We start from the raw sequence: 20,214 nt of genomic DNA, 5'->3' as shown, positions 1-20,214 counted from the left end.
TTCGCAAAGATTATAGCGCCATCGCTCCCCCGCCGTCAAGGCATTCCCCCAAAAAGCGCGAAATCCACGCTGCGGTTACCCCTTCACGCAGGCTTCGATCCACACCGCGAGGGCATCTTCCGTGGCGGGAAGCCCCCCAACCTTCAGCCAGGCCAGAAATTCCACATTCCCTTTAGGGCCGCGAACAGGGGAACGCGCCAAACCGCGCACCCCGTACCCCTGTGTTTGGGCAAACGCCAGGACGGTCTGCAACACCCGGCGATGCACCTCCGGGTCCCGGATGACCCCCCGGCCGCGCGCGGCTTCCTGCCGACCCGCCTCGAACTGGGGCTTGATGAGCGCCACGACGTCGCCGCGCTCGCCTCCCTCAGCATGTACGGCTTCCGGGAACCAGCCACGCACCACCGGCAGCAGCACCCGCAAAGAGATAAACGAGGCATCAATGGTAACCAACGCCACCGGCTCAGGCAAGCGTTCGACATAGCGGGCGTTGGTCCCTTCCATCACCACCACACGCGGGTCATTGCGCAGTTTCCAGTGCAACTGGCCCTTCCCCACATCGAGGGCATACACCCGCGCCGCGCCGTGCTGCAACAGGCAATCGGTAAAGCCGCCCGTCGAAGCCCCCACATCGGCACACACCTTTCCCCCCACCGCAATGGGGAAAGCCTCCAGCGCGGCGGCCAGTTTCTCCCCCCCACGCGAGACAAAACGAGGCGGCTGGGCCACCTCGAGACGGGCATCGGCATCAACCCGCTGGCCGGGCTTGAGGGCGACTTGGTCGTTCACCCGCACCTGCCCGGCCATGATCAGGCGCTGGGCCTGGGTGCGGCTTTCCACCAGGCCACGGGTCACGAGCAAAGCATCCAAACGCGGTTTCTTCGGCATGGGTTCATTTTACCCCCAATTCACGCCACTACCTCAGCCGCGTTCGCGCGGCCGGGTTGCCTCAACGGCTTCCGCCCACAAGCCGGCCACGTCGGGCGTCTCTTCCGCAGGGATTTGCCACACCGCGGCCACAGCCGCGCGCACCGCCGTCGGCAGGCAAGGGAACGCGAGGCCAGCCAGCACCTGCAACGGGGTGAGCAAGGGAGGCGAAAGGTCGGGCGTTTCCTGCTTCCCGGAAACAACCCCACCCGCCATGCCGGCGCACAACCGCTTGCGCCACTGCCGCTGCCAGGCGCACCGTGGCTCCTGCTCCTCCGGGCACGGCGCCCACAAACGGTCAAGCGCCTGCCGCAACGCCTCCACCCGGGCGGCAAAAGTTGCCGCGGCTTTTTCCGCCGCCGCGCTTTCCACCTGAGCGGCCACAAGCACCTGCCGGAATGCCTCCACCACCGCGGCAGCATCCTCGGGCGAAGGCTGAGGGCCCAGCGGCTGGCAAAGAGGAAAGCGCCGCACCCATACCGCCGCCAGTTGCTCCGCCGCGGCCTGCAACGGCGGGAAACGCTCGCGATACGCGGCTTCCAGGTCGGGCACACCCGCACCGCCCAACGCCTCGGCCAGCCGCGCCCAACGGCCATCGGGGTCGGGAAGGACTTCCCAATCCACGAACACCTGCGCCTGGTAAGCCCGCAGGTGCACGTGCAACCCCTCGCGGTGCAACGCAGCGGCTTCCCGCAGATACCACAGGCCGCTCACCAGATCGCGGAAGCGCACCCACAGGCCGGGGTCGCTGGGCAGTCCCAGCGCTTCGGCCAGGGTTTCGGTGCGCGGGGGTGCATCCGGCGCGTGGGGGCTGACGAAGGGCGCGCTGTGGTGCAGCCGCCCGGCGGTTTCGGCATAACGGTTGTGATACACCACCAGCGCCCGCGCGTCACCCTGGCGGTTGGTGTAGGCGAAGACGTCGGGGTTTTCGCCGCCGTCGGTTTCCAGCAGGAACCAGCGGAAGGCTTCCACGCCCGCGAACAGCGCCCGCCGATGGAGCAGCGGCCCGAGGCGGCGGCGGTGCTCGGCGATGAAGCCCTCGTCGCGGCTTTCGTCGGTGCGGGGGGCACGGAATTCATGGCCGTATTGCTCCTTCAGCCCTTCGATTTGCCCGTGGCCGAACATGGGCAGGCCGGGGAGGGTTGCCATCAGGGTCGCCACGCCGAAATATTTATCGCCCTTGCCGAATTGCTCCACGGCGGGCTTCTCGTCGGGGGTGGTCATGAAGTTGACATAGCGCTGCAAAATGCGCGGGTCGAAGGTCAGGGTTTCCCGCACCAGTTTGTGATAAGCCGCGTTGCGCTCATCTCGCAGCATGTGCATGAAGGCGCTGTTGTAAACCCGGTGCATCCCCAACGTGCGCACGAAGTAGCCTTCCAGCAGCCAGAACGCCTCGGCAAGCAGCAGAGTGTCGGGGGCTTCGGCGGCCACGCGGTCCACCACTTCGCGCCAGAATTCGCGCGGCATGTGGCGCAGGAATTCGGCGCGGGTCATGCCCTGCTCGGCGCGGGAGGGGATTGCGCCGCCTTCCCCCGGGGCGGGGAACCACAGCCGCTGGTAATGTTTTTGGGTGAGGGTCATCGCGGCGTCGAAGCGAATGACCGGAAAGCGCCGCGCGACTTCCAGAATAGTGCGGATGAGGGCTTCCCGCACTTCGGGCAGCAGGTGGTTGAGTTGGGCGGTGTCGTTCCAGGGAATGGCCGTGCCGTCGTTGCCGTGGTAGATGTAACGGGTGCGCCCATCGCGGTGGTCGCGCATCTGGAAGACCACTGCCGCGTCGCTGCGGTCGTAGTAACCGTCTTCGATGCGGATTTCCACCGTGGGGTGCGAGGAAAGGTTGGGGCCGGTGAAGCGGTAGTTGGGGAAGGGGGGCGCGTCGGTCTGGATGAACCAGTCGGGATGCTCTACCACCCAGCGGGAATCCAGCCCCATGTGGTTGGGCACCATATCCGCGCCCAGGCGGATGCCAAAGCGGGCGGCCTGCGCCTTGAGGGCTTGCAGGGCGTCTTCCCCGCCCAGGTCGGCGGCCACGCGGTAATCGTACACCGAATAGGCCGAGGCCAGGGCGTCGGGATTGCCCATCAGGCGCTTGATTTTCTGCGAAGCGGGGCTGCGTTCCCACACGCCGATAAGCCACAGGCCGTTGATGCCCCATTCGGCCAGTTCGGCCAAAGCCTCATCGGGGATCTGGTCAAGGCGGTGAATGTCGCGCCCAAAGCGGCGGGAAAGTTGCGCCAGCCAGACATAAACGTGTTTGGCGACCAGCACCAGGCGGGGCATCCATTCCCGATCGGGGGAATAGGCTTCGGGGGCGTCGGCATCGAAGGGCACGGCGGCAAAATCGGTCTCGTCGGGCGGCGGGGGTGCAGCGGGGGCACGGCGCTCGGCCTCGCGGGCGAAATCCAGTCCCCGCAGCAGGTTGGCGCGCATTGCGCCCAACGCCTCGCCCCAGGCTTCCAGCACGTAGGCCAGTTGGGCGGCCAGGCTGTGGGGGGAGCGGCGGGCAGGGGCGAGCAGGGCTTCGGGCACGGGCAGGTTTTCGGGGGGCAGGGGCGGCTGAGTAGCGAAATAGGCTTTAGCAGCAGCCATCGCCCGCGGGAAGGCCTCCCCCAGGGCCTCGACCGGGCACAGGGGGGCAAACACGGCAGCCGCGGGGTTGTTGGCCGTGGCCCAAAGGATGAGCAGGCTTTCCCACAACCTGTTGCCGAGGGCCGGGGTGCAGGCATCCCCAAAGGTCGCGGTCAGGCCATCCACCGCGGCGTCACCCAGTGCGGCGCGCAGGTAGGCTTCCAGGCCGGGGAAAACGGCAGGGTGAGCCCGGCGATAACGGCGCAGCAGCAGGCGGAAGGCATCTTGCAGCAGCCCCAGGGCATAAAGTTCCGCAGGGTCGGCATCGGGAGCCAGCGCCGCCGCCAGGGCGCGCGCCGAGCGAATGTCGAGCGGGAGACCGTCGGCATCAGGTTCTCCGGCGTCAGACAAGCGGCCCATCCAGGAAGGGTGGAGCAAAAGAGAGGGCATAGGGGCAATCGTTGAGTTGGATAGTCGCGGGCGGGTAGTCAGGGGGTGACGCAGTCGCTTAGTCGTCAGGTCGGGTGGTCGTTTGGACAGGCGGGCGAGAGCGCTCGGCAAATTTCGCCAGAACGGCACCCAGGAAGTAAAGCACCGTCAACGGCGCCATCACCAGCAGCATGTTGATGGGGTCTACCGTGGGTGTGATGACAGCAGCCACCACAGCAATCGCCACCACGGCTTCCCGCCAATGCTTCCACAGCATCGAAGCGCGCACCACCCCAAACGCTGCCAGCAAGTAAATCACAAGGGGAAATTCAAACGAAAGGCCAGTCCAAAACAGCAGCGCGGTCACAAAGCGAATGTAAGAATCGGGCCGCGGCACGGTGTGAATGCCCATGAAGTTGAGCAAAAACGGCAGTGCCGTGGGCAGCATGGCATAGTAAGCAAACGCCATCCCGCCCACAAAGAACAACAACACCAGCGGGAAGCCCAACAGCCCGATACGGCGCGCACGCGGCCGCAAGCCAGGGGCAATGAAAAGAAAGAGTTCCAGATAAGTATAAGGCAAAGAAACGGCAAAGCCCAGCAACAACGCCACCCGCATGAAAACCCCGATGGGTTCGGTGACCTCGATGGCCTGCAAGTGGCTCATGCCGCCAATCGGGCGTGCCAGAAAGTCGAGAAAGCGGGGGGTGTAGATAAAAGCCGCCACCGTGGCGACCAAAAAGCCCAGAAAGGCCCGCAAAATATGGCGGCGCAAAGCCGCGATGTGGGGCAACAGCGCCGCGGGGGATTGCACAACTTCTTCCAATGCATCGCCCAGCGGGCGCTCCTCCGGCTCCTCAGTAAGAAACCGCACCACCGTCTGACGGGCGCGATACAGTTGCAACGCGGCCCATCGCCAGGCGCGGAACGGGGCGGTAAGAAAACGGAAAAGGCGGCGAAAGAGGGACATGGGATTGGCTATTGCAATTGAGAATCAGCGATGAGCGAGTGGCGGTTCGCGGGTCAAGGTGCGAAGGCCAAGGTAACGGTTTGGGTCGCCGTAGGGAGGAAGAAAACGCCATCGGCGCGGGGCGATACGTCGTGCCCATCGGCTTCCACCCGCAGCGATGCAGCCCCATGCACCACCAACCGCAACCGCTGGTAAGGGAAAGCAAACTCGCCCTCCACCGTGCGGTGCAGGGTCAGCACCGAGCCACTCCGGTGCACGGTCCAGTCTTCCACGCGAGAGGAGCCTTCGCCATCCCCCGCGTCGAAGAAAACGCGGCTGTGATATTCGCCTTCCGGGGGCCAGCCCAGCCACAGGGTCAGGGCCTCGCCGTCGTCCAGTGGCAGCAATGCCCCGGCGCGCACCAACAAGGCCGGATGCTCCAGAGGGGTGGGCAAGAGCACCTCCGCCGGGCCGTAGTGGGGTTCAGCAGGCGCCCAAAAATCGTACCACGCCCCCCACGGCAGTTGCAAGAAACGCTCTTCCTGCCCCGGAGCCAAAGCAGGGGCCACCAACAAGGCATCACCCAACAGGAAAGCATCATCCACACCCCAAAAGTCGGCCTCCTGCGGGGCCAGCCACCACAGAGGCCGCACCAACGGCTGCCCGCGAGTATGGGCTTCCCAGGCCAGGGCGTAGAGGTACGGCAACAAACGGCGGCGGAAACGCAGCACCTCGCGGGCATGCGAAGTCCACGGCTCGCCAAAAGACCACGGTTCACGGCCGGGGGTATGCACCGCCGAATGCGTGCGGAAGAAAGGCAACAACGCGGCCAATTGCAGCCAGCGCAGGTAAAGTTCACCATCGGGCGCGCCCGCAAAGCCACCTACATCGGGACCCACAAAGGGCACCCCACTCAAGCCCATTCCCAACACGGTAGCAACCGTAAGCCGCAGGGTTTCCCATGTGCTTTCGGTATCCCCCGTCCACGCCCAGGCGTAACGCTGCAACCCCACCCAGCCAGAGCGGCTAAGCACCCAGGGGCGGCGGTCGGGGCGGGCTTTGCGCAGGGCTTCGTGCGCGGCCCGCGCCATTTGCAGGCCATAGACGTTGTGCACCAGCCGGTGGTCGCCTCCCTCGCCTTCCAACGCGTGGCGCGTTGGCAACGGCAGCGTGGGGTCGCCCGCGTCCACAAAGGCGGCCGGTTCGTTCATATCCAACCACAAGCCGTCAATGTGCCAGGCGTCGACAAATTCAGCCACGTGCCGGCCCCACCACGCCCGGGCTTCGGGATCGGTGAAATCCGGGAAAGCGCACCATCCCGGCCAAACCGGTGCGCTCACCTCCTCCCCATCAGGCAGGCGGCAGAAAGCCCCCGCGTCCCGGCCTTCCTGATAAATATCCCAACGGGGGTCGCGCTTGACGCCTGCATCCACAATCGTGACCAGGTGCGCGCCCTGCCCATGCGCTTTTGCCGCCAGCGCCTGCAGGTCGGGGAAACGGCTTCGATCCACGGTAAAAACCCGGTAGCCTGCCATGTAGTCAATATCCAGGTGGAGAGCGGCGAGGGGCATCTCATGTTCCCGAAAGCCGTCGAGCACCGCCGCGGCCTGCCCCTGCGTGCGGTAGCCCCAGCGAGATTGGTGATAGCCCAACGCCCAGCGAGGCGGCATGGCCGGGAAACCGGTCAGTTCGGCCCAACGGCGGGCAATGTGGGCGGGGTCGCCGGTGATGAAATAGGCCACCAGCGCGCCGTGGTCGAAACGCACATGGAAGCCATCGTCAAGGCGCACTTCGCCAGGGGCAGGGTTGTCGTAAAAAATCAAATACGCGCCCGCAGGCTGCAATACCCAGGCCACAGGCATGGTGATGTAAAGCGGGTCGCGACCAGGGCCATAATGGCCGTTGGGATCCTGATTCCACAAACGGTAGGTGCCAGGGCGCAGGTTAGGGCCCGCGGCGCGCTCACCCAGCCCGAAGACCGCCGCTTCAGGGTGCAGCGCAGCCGATTGCCGCCAGCCCTCGCCCCGGCGGGAAGGCCAGGTTTCGCGGCGCAGCAGTTCACCCAGGGCCGTGTAAAAAGCCAAACCCTCGGTGGTGACGACGAGTTCCAACGCATCGGTGCGCAGTCGCCAGGCGTCGCCGCGCTGGCGGAAGGCCACCTCTGGCAGCGGCCAGGCGGGAGGCTCAGGTATGGCATACGGCGGCGGCGGTGCGCCGGGCTCCCACGTCAACCGGACGACATCAGGGGCGAGGAAAGCAATTTCCAGCGCGGCAAAGGCAAAGGTCACTCGCGCGCCGTGCCTGGTCTGCGTCACGGTATGCAACGCGCCCACCCCTTGCAAGGGGGCAGGCTGACGCATCAGAGGCATATCGAGGGCTTCCTTGCGGCGGCGATAAGTCCATGCCCGCCAGGCATTTCGCAGGCCGACCAACCGCAAAGCCGCAAGCGTCTCTTTCCAATCCATAGGGCTATTTTATCAGCCTTTCGAGGCAACGGCTTTCCCGGCCAGCGGCAGCCTTTCCGCCACCTCCACAACTCTCCCTCCCAAGGCGCACCTTTCCCCCATTTCACCGCCCAAAGTGCTTGACATCCTCCAAAATCGGGCCACAATTAAAGCACGGCTGGCGCGTCACACCAGCGCATGCCGCGGCAACAAGCGCGCCAGATTTCAGACCCCATTGCTACCGGCGGGAAGCCGCGGCACAGGCTGCAGCCAGGGCTTCAAAAAAGGCCCTGGCAGGCTCTTCTTTCGCCTGCAACGGCGGCAACGAGAGCCGCAGAACGACGTGCGGTTGCCGCCGAGAAACCGAAAGCGAAATCAGCGCATCGCCATAACGCTCCAGGAAAGCCTTCCAGGGCTTCAAATCGGCTTCCCGGGTCTTACCGCGCAACAAAAGCGTCAGGCCGTGCGGCCCATCAACCGCCTTCGCCCGGCCTTCCGTCTGCATTTGGCGAAGTTCCGGGCTGCCAGCCCGCGCCGCCTCCCACGCTGGCGGGAGGGTACGCAACGCCGCCTCCAAAACCATGTAATCGCGATGGCCGCGCAGCCGCTGGAAAAGCCACCACGGCAAAATGTCGCGCGCCTCCAGGCGGAACACGACTTCCATGCGCCGAAAAGGCGAGCGGGCTTCCCCCACCACCAGCCGCGCCCCGGCTCCGAGCCAACGCGCCTCGGTGAGTTCCCCCACCGCCTCCCGCAAGCCCTCCCGCAGCCAGTAATAAGTGGCAATACCACGCTTGCGGTTGATGATCATTCCCCCAAAATACCACAACATCAGCACCACGCTGAGCGCGACGAGAAGCATCTGGCCTACATTCACTGTGGTAAACTCCTCAAAGAGTATCGGATGACCCCGGCAGTGTAACGCAAAGGGTGCACATTGTCAAAACACACCTGGCAAGCACCTCAACGCTTGCCCCTCACAGGAGGAACTCATGGACCTGGGCTTGAAAGGTAAAAAAGCCTTCGTCGCCGGTTCCAGCAAAGGGCTGGGGCTGGCCATTGCCACGGCATTGGCGCAAGAAGGCTGCGCTGTGGCAATCAACGGCCGCAACTTCGAGCGCCTGAAAGAAGCCGAGCGACGCATTCGGGAAGCCAGCCACAACGCGGTGGCTATTGTGCCCATCACGGGCGACCTGGCCGACCCCGAAACGCCGCGCACGGTCATCGAACGGGCCGCCACTGCCCTGCAAGGGCTGGATTTGCTCGTCACTAACACCGGCGGGCCGCCGGCAGGCGCTTTTGAGGCCTTCGACGATGCAGCCTGGGAAAGCGCGGTCAACACCCTGCTGCTGGCGCACGTGCGGCTCATTCGGGCAGCGTTGCCGTTTTTGCGCCAATCGACCGCCCCCAGCGTGCTGACGCTCACTTCCTATTCGGTCAAACAACCCATCCCCAACCTGGTGCTTTCCAACAGCATTCGCGCTGCCACAGTCAACCTGACCAAAACCTTAGCCCTGGAACTGGCCAAAGAAAACATCCGCTTCAACAGCATCCTGCCGGGGTGGACGAAAACCGAGCGGGTCACCGAACTGCTGGCTGCCCGCGCCCAGCAAAACGGCCGGACGCTGAACGACGAACTGCAAGCCGTGGTGAAAGGCATTCCGCTGGGGCGCATGGCCGAGCCAGAGGAGTTTGCCAAAGCGGCGGTCTTCCTGCTTTCCCCCGCGGCCTCATACATTACCGGTGTGGCGCTGACCGTGGATGGCGGCGCTTACCAAGGCACGTGCTGAAACCTGGTACACAGCCATCTTTTCCGTCGGGCGGGCAGGCCAAGCCGCCCGACGCCGTTTTTGGACAAAAAGCCCTTTCTATGGCATAATCAACGCAAACCCATTCCTGCGAGGAGGCCAACACATGGCTGCCAAACGCTCAAAACGCGCGAAAAGCCGCCGCCAGCGGCTGGAACGTCAGCGCCGCGAACGCATCATCACCATGGTGGTAATTGCCGGGCTTATCTTGCTCGTCGGTGGGCTTTTCCTGCTTACCTCCTCTTCCAAGTCCACCGCCACACCCACCCCGGCAGCCACCGACATCATGATGCCGCCCTCTCACCCCCACCCGCACGCCAACATGAATGTCGTGGGGGATCCCAACGCACCGGTAACCATCATCGAATATTCCGACTTCCAGTGCCCCTTCTGCGGCCGTTTTGCCCGGGAAACCGAACCGCTCATCTTGCAAAACTACGTGGTGCCTGGCAAAGTGCGCCTGGTGTATCGCACCTTTGGCGACTGGATTGGCCCCGAATCGCTGCTGGCCGCCGAAGCCGCCTACTGCGCTGGCGACCAGGGCAAGTTCTGGGATTTCCACGACATTCTCTTCTACAACCAACACGGCGAAAACGAGGGCGCCTTTAGCCGCCCGCGCATTGAAACCATGGCTAAAATGCTGGGCCTGAATATGGACCAGTTCAACCAATGCCTCGACAGCCACAAATACCAAAAGCAGGCCATGCAAGATTTGCAAGATGGCAAAGCCGCAGGGGTCAAAGGCACGCCTTCCTTCGTCATCATTGCCCCCGACGGCAGCCAGCAGTTCATCGAAGGCGCCTTGCCTTACGCCCGTTTCCAGGAAGCCATTGATGCCGCGCTGGCCAAGCAACCTTCAAAATAACCTTCAAGCCGTTTTCTCCACGCGAACCTCACGAGCGCAGCCCGAATGCTGCGCTCGTGTGACGTAAGGGGGCTTTAAAAGGCAAAAAAACTTCCTGCAATGCCAACTGTTTACAGCCTTCAGGCATTTTCTTGAGCGTACTTTCCCCCTTCCCCAAAAGCAGGAGCAAACCACCGCGCCGCCCGCCGCTGCAGAGCCCGCGCCCATTGCAGCACACCCCAGCCCTGCCCGGTTCGTTGCAGCGCAGGGGGCATTCGGAGGTTTTCTTCCCTCGCTAAGCGGCTTTCCCTGCCAAGAAGACGGACAAACGTCGCCGCGATCGTCGGGTCAAGCGACGTGCCCGCCTGCGCAAGCAAATAATCACGCGCCTGCGCCACGGGCAAAGGAGCATGATAAGAACGCACCGAAACCAGAGCGTCCCACGTATCAACCACGCCCACAATGCGGGCCAACAGCGGAATATCCCGGCCGATCAGCCCCTGCGGATACCCTCCCCCATCCCAGTGCTCATGATGATACAACACCACTTCCAACACCTCATCAGGAATCCCTGGCACTCCGGACAGCAATTGATATCCCCAGCGAGGATGCTGGCGCACAACGCCCCACTCTTCCACCGTCAAGGGGCCGCGCTTGTTCAAAATCGCTGCAGGCACATGCATTTTGCCAATATCGTGCAACAGCGCGCCCCAGCGCAGATATCGCAAAGCACTCCCCTGCAAGCCCAAAACACGTCCCAGCCGTACGGACCATCGCGCTACCCGCTCACTATGGGCATAAGTGGCCATGTCGCGCTGGCATAGCACCCGGCACCATCCGCCCAAATGATGGTCAGCGCGAGGCTCATGATCTCCCCACCTTCCAGGTGCCGCGCCCCTTGCAGACAAGGGATAGGGCGGCCTTCCCACAGCCTCGCGCCCGCTTGCCGCCCACCGCTCCTCACGGTCGGCCAACCCTGCTGCGGCAAACGTCGCATAAACTTCACGGGAACTTTGCCAACGCTTTTCCCTGTTCATCGTCCTGCTCCATCCCGCCTTTAATGGCAACACGGCTACCTTTCGCTTCTTATGACGCAAAGACACCGCAAAAGATACGCCCTCCGTTATCCAAGCCCAAACACACCACGTCGCGCGCCCAAAAACAGAGGCCCGGGAACGCTCGTCTCCGGGCCTCTGTTGCATACGCGGCAGTGCATGGATGTTAGCCAAAGCCCCTCAGGGGCTCAAATACAACACCGTGGGGCGCAAATCGAGTTCATCGATCAGAGCATTGAGTTCTTCCAACGTCAACGGCCTGCCTTTGCCCGCGTAGGCGGTCAGAGCGGCTTCCATCATGTTAGTACCAAAAGAGCGCCCATCATAGCGCGGTGTGGTGGTAATCAGCAAGCGCACGCCGTGTTCTTTCAAAAAAGCCACGTTTTCTGCCGTCGTGGTATTGGCCACCAGCGTTTTGCCTTTCAACATGTGAGGCGGCATATATTTCTTCATGAACATAAAATCACAGGCAATCAGGTCGGCCTGCTGCCAGTATTTCTCGTATTTCGGCTCGTTTTCCACACCGTCGCTGCCGTAAAACAACATGCTCATCGGGAAAAAGCCCACCACGGGCAGCAAAGTCTTCAGCAACCGAATGTAAGTTTTCAGCCCACGGATGGGGATAGGCAACCCCAGGCCCACCATGAAATCGCCGAAGATAACCTCATCGGCCACCTCGTCCACTGCCTGGGCCAGACCCACGCGGTCAAGCGCCAAAGGCATAAAGGCCGTTTTGAAATGCAACGGCTCTCGTAATTGCGGGGCTGCCAGTTCGAACACCCGCCGCTCCAGCGTGTGCTTCAACCCCTGCCCATCCACCACAGGGGTTTGTTTCACATCTTCGATGAGTTTAAAAGCCGCCCGCAAAGGATATTTATGGCCGTCGACGCGCAGATACATATCCACGCCGCCCATCCCAAAGGCATCGACTTTGCCATCCAGTTCACGATAAAGCCGTTTGGCGGCTTCCACATCACCATCGGTGCCAATGCGCTCGATCACCACGGTAGTATCGCCAAACTGCACCGTGACTTTTTTGTCGCGCTTGGAGCTTCCCAAACTGATGCTGACAGCGTGACGGGTTTTCATAGCGGCAGCCTCCTCAGTTTGCAAGGTGTGGTGCCATTTATTATAATACCCCCACCTGTCACCGGTAGGAGATTCCGATGAGCACACCGCCTCCCCCAAACGTCCCACCCACGACAACCACATCGCCACGCCGCCACCGGCTGCTCAACCTGCTCGCCAGCCTCGACGACGTGTTACAGTGCATCGCGGGCTTCCTGCTGGCAGGCGTTGCCATTGTGCTGCTTTACCACAGCGCGCTGGTTTTCCGAGAGATGCTCGCCCCCGAAAGTTACCAGGATGCCGTGCTGCGCGCCATCCACGACATCTTGCTGGTCATGATCGTGCTGGAACTTTTGTGGACGGTGTTGGCCTACCTGCGGGAACACGCCGTCCCGCTGGAACCGTTCCTTTTCGTGGGCATCATTTCCAGCGTGCGGAAGTTGCTGCTCATCGGGGCGCAGATGTCCATCGAGCATCAGACGCCACAGGTTGTCAACCTCCAACTCCACGAAATGGTCGTGCACGGCGGCCTGATTTTCGTGCTCATCGTGGGGCTGGTGCTGGTGCGCTGGTCACGGCGGTGGCGGCTGAAAGACGAACTACGGGTAAGCAAATAGGGGGCTACGCTGCCGGGCAGGGTCGTTCAGGCCAACCACACCACCTGGCGCGGCAAAATATCCCAGTGGAGCGTGTCACCAGCCACCACACCCTCGCCGTGCCCCAACAAATCGTGCACGATGCGCCCGTCTTCCCACCCCAACGCAGCCACTGGCAAATGGCAATGTCGTTTGACCGACGAGGCATTGGCAACCACCAGCACGGCTTCGGCCCCTAACACGCGGCCAAAAGCCACACACTGACGACCGTCTTTCGCTTCCACCAGCCGAAAATCCCCCCGCCGCAACGCCGGGATGCGCTTGCGCACCGCAATCAGCCGCTGCACCCAGGTGCGCACCCCCTGCCGCCATTGCGCTTCATCCCAGGGGAAAGCGCGGCGGTTGTCAGGGTCTTTGCCACCTTCCAGGCCAATTTCATCGCCGTAGTAAACGGCCGGCGCCCCAGGGTAAGCAAACTGAAGCCCCAACGCCAGCCGCACCTTCTCTTCGTCGCCGCCCAGCACGGTCATCAACCGCTCAGTATCGTGAGAACCTAACGGCAAATACATGCCCCTGGCATGTTCGCCGTAAAGGGTGAGGAATTCCTGCAAGCGGGAAGCAAAAGCAGGGGCCGCGAGGCTGCCTTCGACGAAGCCCAAAATGGCTTCCCGCAGGGGGTAATGCATCAGTCCATCGAAATGCTGCACCCAGCGGGCATCAGCCGTCCAGATTTCTCCCACCAGGCAAGCGTCAGGATTAGCGGTTTTCACCACGTGGCGAAATTCCTGCCAAAAGGCATCATCATCAATTTCATTGGGCACATCCAGCCGCCAACCGTCAATGCCCTGCTTCAGCCAGTAACGCGCGACGTCAAAGATGAATTCCCGCACCTGGGGGTTCGTGGTGTTCAACTTAGGCAGGCTCCGGAAACCCCACCACGCCTCGTAATCCTCGGCTTTCCCTTCGCCGTAAGCCTGCACCGGGAAACGGTGGATGAGATACCAGTCCTTGTAAGGGGAATGCTCGCCGTTCTCCAAAATGTCGTTGAAAGCAAAAAAGCCGCGGCCGGTATGGTTGAAAACGCCGTCCAGAATCACACGAATGCCGTTCGCGTGGCAGGTTTCCAGCAAGGCATGGAAATCGGCCAGGGTGCCCAATTTGGGGTCAATGCGGTAATAATCGGTGGTGTTGTAGCGATGGTTGCTGGTCGCATGGAAAATGGGGTTGAAATAAAGCGCGTTGACGCCCAGGTCAAGCAAGTAATCCAGGTGCTGAAGGATGCCCCGCAAATCGCCGCCCATAAAATTCCAGATTGTCGGCTGGCTGCCCCAGAGGGCGACGTTGGGCGGGTCGTTGTCGGGGTCGCCGTTGGCAAAACGGTCGGGGAAAATCTGGTAAAAGACGGCATCGGGAAGCCAATAAGGCAGGGTCATGAGCACCTCAGCAAAGGGAAATCAAGCCATACGCGGCGCGAGCAAATTATCCAGCGCCGCATTGAGCACAGGGTAACGAAAAGCATAACCAGCATCGAGCAAACGGTTAGGCAGCACGCGCTGGCTGGCGAGCAACACACTGCTCATTTCGCCGAAAAGCAGGCGTAACATAAAAGCCGGCACACGGAAGAACGCCGGGCGGTGCAGGCGCTGCGCCAGCGCGCGGGTCAGTTCGGCATTTGTCACCGGTGTCGGCGCCACAAGGTTGAAGACGCCTTCCGCCTTCTCGTGGGTCATTAGAAAAATCATTGCGCCAACGTGGTCGGCAATGTGAATCCACGGCACCCACTGGCGACCGGTGCCCAGAGGGCCTCCCAACCCCAGGCGGAGAGGCCACAACAAGCGGGGCAAAGCACCACCTTCCTGGCTCAGTACCACCCCGGTGCGCAGCACTGCTCGCCGGACACCCAAACCTTCCACCGTGGCGGTGCTGGCTTCCCACTCAACACACAGCCGAGCGAGGAAATCATCGCCGGGCGGCGTGCTTTCGCCCACCAGGTCATCGCCCCGGTCGCCGTAATATCCCACCGCAGAAGCCTGCAGCAGCACCTTGGGACGCGGCTGGGCCAGGCGAATGGCCGATGCCAGCACCCGGCCAGTTTCCACCCGGCTGGCAACCAGGGCGCGTTTGCGAGCAGGTGTCCAACGGCTGGCAGCAATGTTCTCTCCCATCAGGTTGACCACCACGTCGGCTTCCCGCAGGTGCTTTGCTATCGCGCCGGGGGACTGAGGCGTCCACTGCAACAAGCGCACCGTCGGGGGCAGGCCGCGTCGGCGCTCTGGCTCACGCGTGAAAATAGAAACGGTATGCTGCCGCATCAGCAGAGCATCTGTCAATGCTCTCCCCAGCATACCCGTGCCGCCCATGATAATCACATACATAGGGCATCTCCTATCGACCCAGGCCACCTTGCCGGCGATGTCATTGCAAGCGCCCTTTAACGCTACCGCCACAGCGGCTGCGCTCAGGGCAGGCTCTCAGGTACCAGCCTTAGCGCCCAATGTTTGAGCACTCAACGGCACATATTGAGGCACCAGTTGCATGGGAATGGCCTTGGAAAAGTAATATCCTTGAATAATGTCAATGCCCATCTGTGCCAACCTGCGAGCCTGCTCTTCCGTCTCGACGCCTTCGGCAATGGTCGTAAGGTGAAGGCGATGGCACAAATCGATCATGTGCTCCCAGATCATCACCCCTTTCGCATGTTGCAAAAGGGGAATCAGGCTCTTGTCCGTCTTCACCGTATCAACATCCACTTCCGAGAGGAAGCGGTAACTCGAATAGCCTCGGCCAAAATCATCAATCGCTATACGAAATCCGTGTTGCTTGAGCATCTCTAAATTGTGGGCTATGTCGCTACCTCCCAGAAACGAGCGTTCAATGATCTCAAACTCGATCGGCTCGCCCTCCAGAAGCGAAACAAGTTGCCTCACAACCTCCACGCTATTGATGGTATCGGGGTGAAGATTGATGCTGATGTGGGGTGCAAACCCTTTGGCTCTCCACGCTCGAAGGTGGCGTTCGACTTCACGCGCCACCCACAAGTCAATTGTAGGGGAAAGCCCGGCATTTTCAATATCTCGCAGGAAAAAAGGGCCGGTCACTGTACCATCGGAGAGCCTGACGCGCAAAAGCGCCTCAAACCCCACACAGCGCTGGTTGCGGACGTCGATCTTCGGCTGATAATACACCAAAAGTGTCTTCGTGGAAAGCAGGTGAATAATCTCATTGAGGCGCAGGTTGGCCTCAATGATTTCATGTTGCGCTTTATGCAGGCTTAAACCCTGATGGACATGAAGGGATTCCGGCAGCCCCAGGTTGAGGTAAAGGTTTTTGAGGTGATAGTCGAGCGAACGCGTCGCGGAAAAACGCTTGACAAAGGGGAAATAAACAGCCACACCCACAGCGACGAGGAAAGCCTGCAACAGCAGCAGCCAGATATTTCCCTTCCCCACAATCCACGCATTGACAAAAACAGGCATGGTCCAATGAACCCGCGAAGTGTAGAAAGTGGTGGGGAAGATTGAGAGAAACACATACGCGATAAGCGAGGTCAAGAGAGGAACCAGGAAGAAAGGAATGAGCAAAAAACGATTCAAAACCACGGGGAAGCAATAAATGACAAAAGTGTTGATATTGAAAATCACAAAGGGCGTCGAGATATGGGCAATGCGCAAGCCGTGGCGGTCTTTATGATTGAGGTAAAGGGCAATAATGAGCGCAATACCCATCCCCGTGCCGCCCGCTGAAGCAAACAGGCGATAAAACTCCACCAGCGACAGATTGGGGAAAATCTCTTGCTGCAAGAGCGACGGTCCCATGAGCGCATTGGCAACCCGACTTCCCTGAATCCCCATGAACCAAAAGGATTGAGCCAGAAGCGTGCGAACCTCTACCAAGAAATGTGCGGGAAGAAACGCGAGCAAGCGATGAGAATATTCCGTGAAAACGGCAATCGGCCTGTTCAGCCCAAGCCACACGCCCAACAAGAGGCTATAACTCAGCGCGAAAGTGTAAAGATGCCGGAGTACCCGGCACGCGTACGTGCTACACTTTTCTTCATCCAGAGGAATTGCCAAATAAGGCGCCAGGGCCTTCATGAGGAAAACCGAGGCAATGGGGATCACAATTTGCCAAATATCAAGACTAAAAGGCAACACCAGGAGGGGCGAAGTGCGGCTCGCGGAAAGCACAAGCGTGCTCAGAAAAACGGCCAACCCCAACAACATCGCCAACATGCGTTCCGCATCGTATCGCACCGCAAAATGATACGAAACGGAGACAACCGTCGCGATAGACATCAGCTGCTGCATCCCCCTGGAAAGAAAATTGAGGGTTTGAAAGAGGTTTGGGGGGAACGCCCAGTGAACGTAAAGAGGAATCTGGGCAAGCAAAGTCAGGAAAGACATCAAAATAGCAAAAGGCGCCAGTGCAATTAAAGCTTCCTGAAGAGCAACAACGAACCGGCTTTCCTTGAAATGAGGCGAAAGATCCATAAGCGTCTCTTGTATGGCTTGACGCGGCCTATCAACCCAATGAGGACACGTCTTGGAAAAGTCACCACCCGCGGTTGGCGACTTTGGTCACGACGACACTCATGCGGCCGGCAGCATCGCTCCAACCGAGGTAAGAGGCGGCATCACCAGGGGTCAAATAGTCAGCAAAAGCCGCTCCAATGCCCGGGCGCTCGTAGAGGTAGCGGTAATACGAAACATACTGGTCACCACGGATATCATCGTCGGTAGCGCGGTTGACATTGGCGAAATCGGTCACGAAAATCAACTTGTGGGGATAGCGCAAGCGCAGCGTTTCGTAGCATCGCCCGCCCTCAGGCCGATTCATTTCAGCGAACAACGACCAGTAACAGGCCGCGCCCAGCCAGTCGGCCGATAGGGCAGCCTGGTCAGCCTGGTCGAGGAAACGCGCCGCGGCAAAGCGCTGATTGGGCACGTCATCACCGGGGGAAAGCGCCGGGAAGCCAAACCTGGCTTCCGGGAACTGCTGCCGCCACGCGCTCAACACTTGCAGGAACCACGCCCCAAAAGAAGCCCCATCCGTCCAGGAAACCATCCAGCCATTGGCGTGGAGGTTAGGCTGCGTGTGGATTTCAAAATATCGAATTCCCTGCGCATAAAAGCGCGCAACCTGGGGGCGCAAAGCCTCGGCAAACTCGGCTCCTGTGAGTTTGTGGGTGCGCATATCGGCCGTGATGCGGGCAAGGAGGAAAATGTTAGGGTTGATTCGTCGCAAACGCGCTAAAGCCTCGTCGGGGGTCGCCTGGGTAATGCGCACGGCTTCCAGGCGGGCGTTCTTGACCACCGCGAAATCAGCCTCTCCAAACTGGCCGTCGGGGCGGCATGCGGCCCCCACCAGACCATGCCCGGGTTCCCAGCCGTATTGCGCCCGCCGAATAGCCTCTTCGGTGCCCGGCCATACCAGAAACGGCGTGGGGTCAATGATGTCATACGGGTAGTTCGTCTCGCCGCGCTCGGTCGCACCTTCTTTTTTGAGAGTCAGGTGCAGGTGAGAGCCATAGGAATTGCCGGTATTGTCGGCCTTTCCAATAATCTGCCCCGCCTTGACAAAATCGCCATTGGCTACCAGCACCTCATCAAGATGCGCATACACGGTTTTGTAACCCGCGCGGTGGCGCACGCGCACCTGCCGTCCATAAGCGCCCACGGGCTGGGGTTCCGTGCGATACACCACGCCATCGGCCGCGGCGTACACGTTCGAGCCGGTGGGCGCGCGAAAATCCACCCCTTCATGGCCGGGAAGCCCCCACTGGCTGTAAATTTCGGGGTGCGCTCCAAAAGGCTGGGTAATGACCGCGTAATCCGTCGGCCAGAGCAACCGGAAGGGGCGGGTAGTATCGCCGTAGCGGTCAAGGGCAGCAATGCGTTGGGCAAGCACATTTTCCAATTCTTCCGGCGTGTTGACTTCAATGACATCCAGCCGCACACCGGGGTAATGCTGCACAAACCAGGCGCGGATATCGCCCTGGGCCGGGTAGCCATTAGGCGGCAGCACAATGGTGATAGTTTGGTTTGGGGCCATGTAGCGTCCCGCGTTGTTGGGGTCAGGCGTAATGGTCGTTCCGAAAGTGAGCACGTAATTGCGGGCAGCCTTCACCCAATCCCAAAAGTGCTCCCGTGGCACAAGCATAATCTGGCGTTCTTGCATCGGTGCCTCCTGCGGGTTAGAACAGCCCGCGCGCCTTGAGAGAAACAAAGCGGTTATCGGCAATGATCAAATGGTCTAATACAGCAATATCCAACAGGCGTCCGGCTTCCTGGGCCTGGCGGGTGAGGGCAATATCGTCGGCGCTGGGGGTGGGGTCACCACTGGGATGGTTGTGCGCCAAAATCAGCGCGACCGCATTGACCCGCACGGCCTCGCGAAAGATCTCGGCGATCCGCACCTGGGCGCTGTTGACCGAGCCGCGCACGACATCGTGCATTTTGAGCACCTGATGGCGCGTATCCAACAGCAGCGCCCGCAAATGTTCCTGCTCCAGGCCGCTCATCTCATAGAGGAGCAACGCGGCAGCATCTTCAGGTGCTGTAATGCGGGGGCGATCGCCGAGGCGCGTCCATTGCAACCGCCTTCCCAGTTCCAGCGCCGCTTTGATCTGCGCCGCCTTGGCCGGCCCCACGCCGCGCACCGCCCGCAGATCGTCAAAAGACGCCCGTTGCACGCCTGCCAGGCCGCCAAATTGTTGCAGCAAGCGACGTGCCAAGTCCACGGCGGTTTCGCCTTCCCGCCCCACTCGCAAAAGAATGGCCAGCAGTTCGGCCGTGCTCAGGCTCTGCGCCCCCAACTGCTCCAGCCGCTCACGCGGCCGCTCATCTTTTGCCCATTCGCGGATGGTATACATCGCGTGCTCCTGCTTTTACTTTACCACAAAACGGCTCAAAACCAAGGAAGCCAGGCCCCCTCCTCCGTCGCTTGCGCAGCCCGAGAGGCGTTCATGCGCCCGCGGAGGTTATGCTATAATCTCCCCATCGCCGCAAAGGAGCAGCCGATGGGCTTCAATCCAACGCTTACGCGCAACCTTCTGGTCATTGCCACCGTGTGGGGCGGGGCTTTCCTGGCCGCCCTGTGGGTCAGCCTGGTGTTCTGGACTTATCGCGACATGCGCGCCCGCGGCCGCGATCCCCTGGCGCCCATCTTAGCGGCGTTGGTCGTGGCGGTACTTTCCCTTCCCGGCCTGCTGGTGTACCTCATCCTACGCCCCAGCCGCACTTTGGATGAAGAATACCAGCGGACGCTGGAAGAAGAAGCCCTGCTGCAGGCGGTGGAAGAAGCCGCTCGCTGCCCCGGCTGCGGCCGCCGTGTCAAGGAAAACTGGATGGTGTGCCCTCACTGCCACACCAAACTCAAGAAAGTGTGCCATCACTGCGGCAAACTGATGGAACTCTCGTGGAACATCTGCCCTTACTGCGGCACACCCGCGCCCGGCGTGCGAAAAGAAGGGGGAACCTTAGACGACGCCCTGCAAACCATAGCCCAGGCCAGCGAAGATTAGCGCC

Annotated in this window: 15 protein-coding genes and 1 pseudogene; 4 read left to right on the top strand and 12 right to left on the bottom strand. The window is 61.2% G+C overall.

Annotation, left to right across the window (positions count from 1 at the left end; all coding sequences use genetic code 11):
* Positions 1-75: 75 nt before the first annotated feature.
* The 5 genes and pseudogenes from ENJ54_07720 to ENJ54_07700 form a co-directional block, all read right to left on the bottom strand.
* Positions 76-888: a TlyA family RNA methyltransferase gene (locus ENJ54_07720; protein HFC09716.1), complete on the bottom strand. Its 813-nt coding sequence runs from the start codon at positions 886-888 to the stop codon at positions 76-78.
* Positions 889-1,443: 555 nt separating this feature from the next.
* Positions 1,444-3,945, bottom strand: a pseudogene (locus ENJ54_07715) (alpha-amylase).
* 58 nt (positions 3,946-4,003) lie between these two features.
* Positions 4,004-4,894: a twin-arginine translocase subunit TatC gene (gene tatC / locus ENJ54_07710; protein ID HFC09715.1), complete on the bottom strand. Its 891-nt coding sequence runs from the start codon at positions 4,892-4,894 to the stop codon at positions 4,004-4,006.
* Between the two features lie 53 nt (positions 4,895-4,947).
* On the bottom strand, positions 4,948-7,338 hold the full coding sequence (locus tag ENJ54_07705; GenBank protein ID HFC09714.1) for a hypothetical protein: 2,391 nt from the start codon (positions 7,336-7,338) through the stop codon (positions 4,948-4,950).
* A gap of 217 nt (positions 7,339-7,555) precedes the next feature.
* Positions 7,556-8,194, bottom strand: coding sequence for a hypothetical protein (locus ENJ54_07700; GenBank protein HFC09713.1), 639 nt, complete (start codon positions 8,192-8,194; stop codon positions 7,556-7,558).
* 115 nt (positions 8,195-8,309) lie between these two features.
* Between ENJ54_07700 and ENJ54_07695 the strand changes: the two genes are divergently transcribed.
* Together ENJ54_07695 and ENJ54_07690 are read left to right on the top strand one after the other, a co-directional pair.
* Entirely contained in the window at positions 8,310-9,107 is a 798-nt protein-coding gene (locus ENJ54_07695; GenBank protein ID HFC09712.1) for an SDR family oxidoreductase, read from the top strand.
* Entirely contained in the window at positions 9,079-9,990 is a 912-nt protein-coding gene (locus ENJ54_07690; protein ID HFC09711.1) for a DsbA family protein, read from the top strand. Before ENJ54_07695 ends, ENJ54_07690 begins: the two co-directional genes overlap by 29 nt.
* 119 nt (positions 9,991-10,109) lie before the next feature.
* Here the strand turns inward: ENJ54_07690 and ENJ54_07685 are convergent, their stop codons facing one another.
* The gene (locus ENJ54_07685; GenBank protein ID HFC09710.1) at positions 10,110-11,171 is read right to left on the bottom strand and encodes an HD-GYP domain-containing protein; all 1,062 of its coding nucleotides are present in this window, start codon (positions 11,169-11,171) and stop codon (positions 10,110-10,112) included.
* A 33-nt stretch (positions 11,172-11,204) separates the two neighbouring features.
* Complete coding sequence (locus ENJ54_07680) at positions 11,205-12,113, bottom strand: quinate 5-dehydrogenase (protein HFC09709.1); 909 nt, start codon at positions 12,111-12,113, stop codon at positions 11,205-11,207.
* A gap of 77 nt (positions 12,114-12,190) precedes the next feature.
* Here ENJ54_07680 and ENJ54_07675 point away from each other — a divergent pair, with 77 nt between their 5' ends.
* The gene (locus ENJ54_07675) at positions 12,191-12,709 is read left to right on the top strand and encodes a hypothetical protein (GenBank protein ID HFC09708.1); all 519 of its coding nucleotides are present in this window, start codon (positions 12,191-12,193) and stop codon (positions 12,707-12,709) included.
* Between the two features lie 26 nt (positions 12,710-12,735).
* On the opposite strand, the gene ENJ54_07670 is transcribed toward ENJ54_07675, so the two are convergent.
* The 5 genes from ENJ54_07670 to ENJ54_07650 all read right to left on the bottom strand — a co-directional run bounded on the left by ENJ54_07670 (position 12,736) and on the right by ENJ54_07650 (position 19,559).
* A complete protein-coding gene (locus ENJ54_07670; protein ID HFC09707.1) occupies positions 12,736-14,121 on the bottom strand; it encodes a DUF3459 domain-containing protein in 1,386 nt (461 codons plus the stop codon).
* 21 nt (positions 14,122-14,142) lie between these two features.
* Positions 14,143-15,063 carry a TIGR01777 family protein gene (locus ENJ54_07665; GenBank protein HFC09706.1) on the bottom strand — a complete coding sequence of 307 codons (921 nt, stop codon included), beginning with the start codon at positions 15,061-15,063 and terminating at the stop codon, positions 14,143-14,145.
* Between the two features lie 96 nt (positions 15,064-15,159).
* Complete coding sequence (locus tag ENJ54_07660) at positions 15,160-17,178, bottom strand: EAL domain-containing protein (GenBank protein HFC09705.1); 2,019 nt, start codon at positions 17,176-17,178, stop codon at positions 15,160-15,162.
* Positions 17,179-17,239: 61 nt separating this feature from the next.
* Positions 17,240-18,865: a M23 family metallopeptidase gene (locus tag ENJ54_07655; GenBank protein ID HFC09704.1), complete on the bottom strand. Its 1,626-nt coding sequence runs from the start codon at positions 18,863-18,865 to the stop codon at positions 17,240-17,242.
* A 16-nt stretch (positions 18,866-18,881) separates the two neighbouring features.
* A complete protein-coding gene (locus ENJ54_07650) occupies positions 18,882-19,559 on the bottom strand; it encodes a JAB domain-containing protein (protein HFC09703.1) in 678 nt (225 codons plus the stop codon).
* A 93-nt stretch (positions 19,560-19,652) separates the two neighbouring features.
* Between ENJ54_07650 and ENJ54_07645 the strand changes: the two genes are divergently transcribed.
* Positions 19,653-20,210: a zinc ribbon domain-containing protein gene (locus ENJ54_07645; GenBank protein ID HFC09702.1), complete on the top strand. Its 558-nt coding sequence runs from the start codon at positions 19,653-19,655 to the stop codon at positions 20,208-20,210.
* Positions 20,211-20,214: the final 4 nt, after the last annotated feature.

Source organism: Chloroflexota bacterium, from assembly GCA_011322445.1.
Lineage (GTDB): Bacteria > Chloroflexota > Anaerolineae > Anaerolineales > DRMV01 > DRMV01.
The sequence above is the reverse complement of the archived record's forward strand: the minus strand, read 5'-3'. Positions and strand labels throughout refer to the sequence as shown.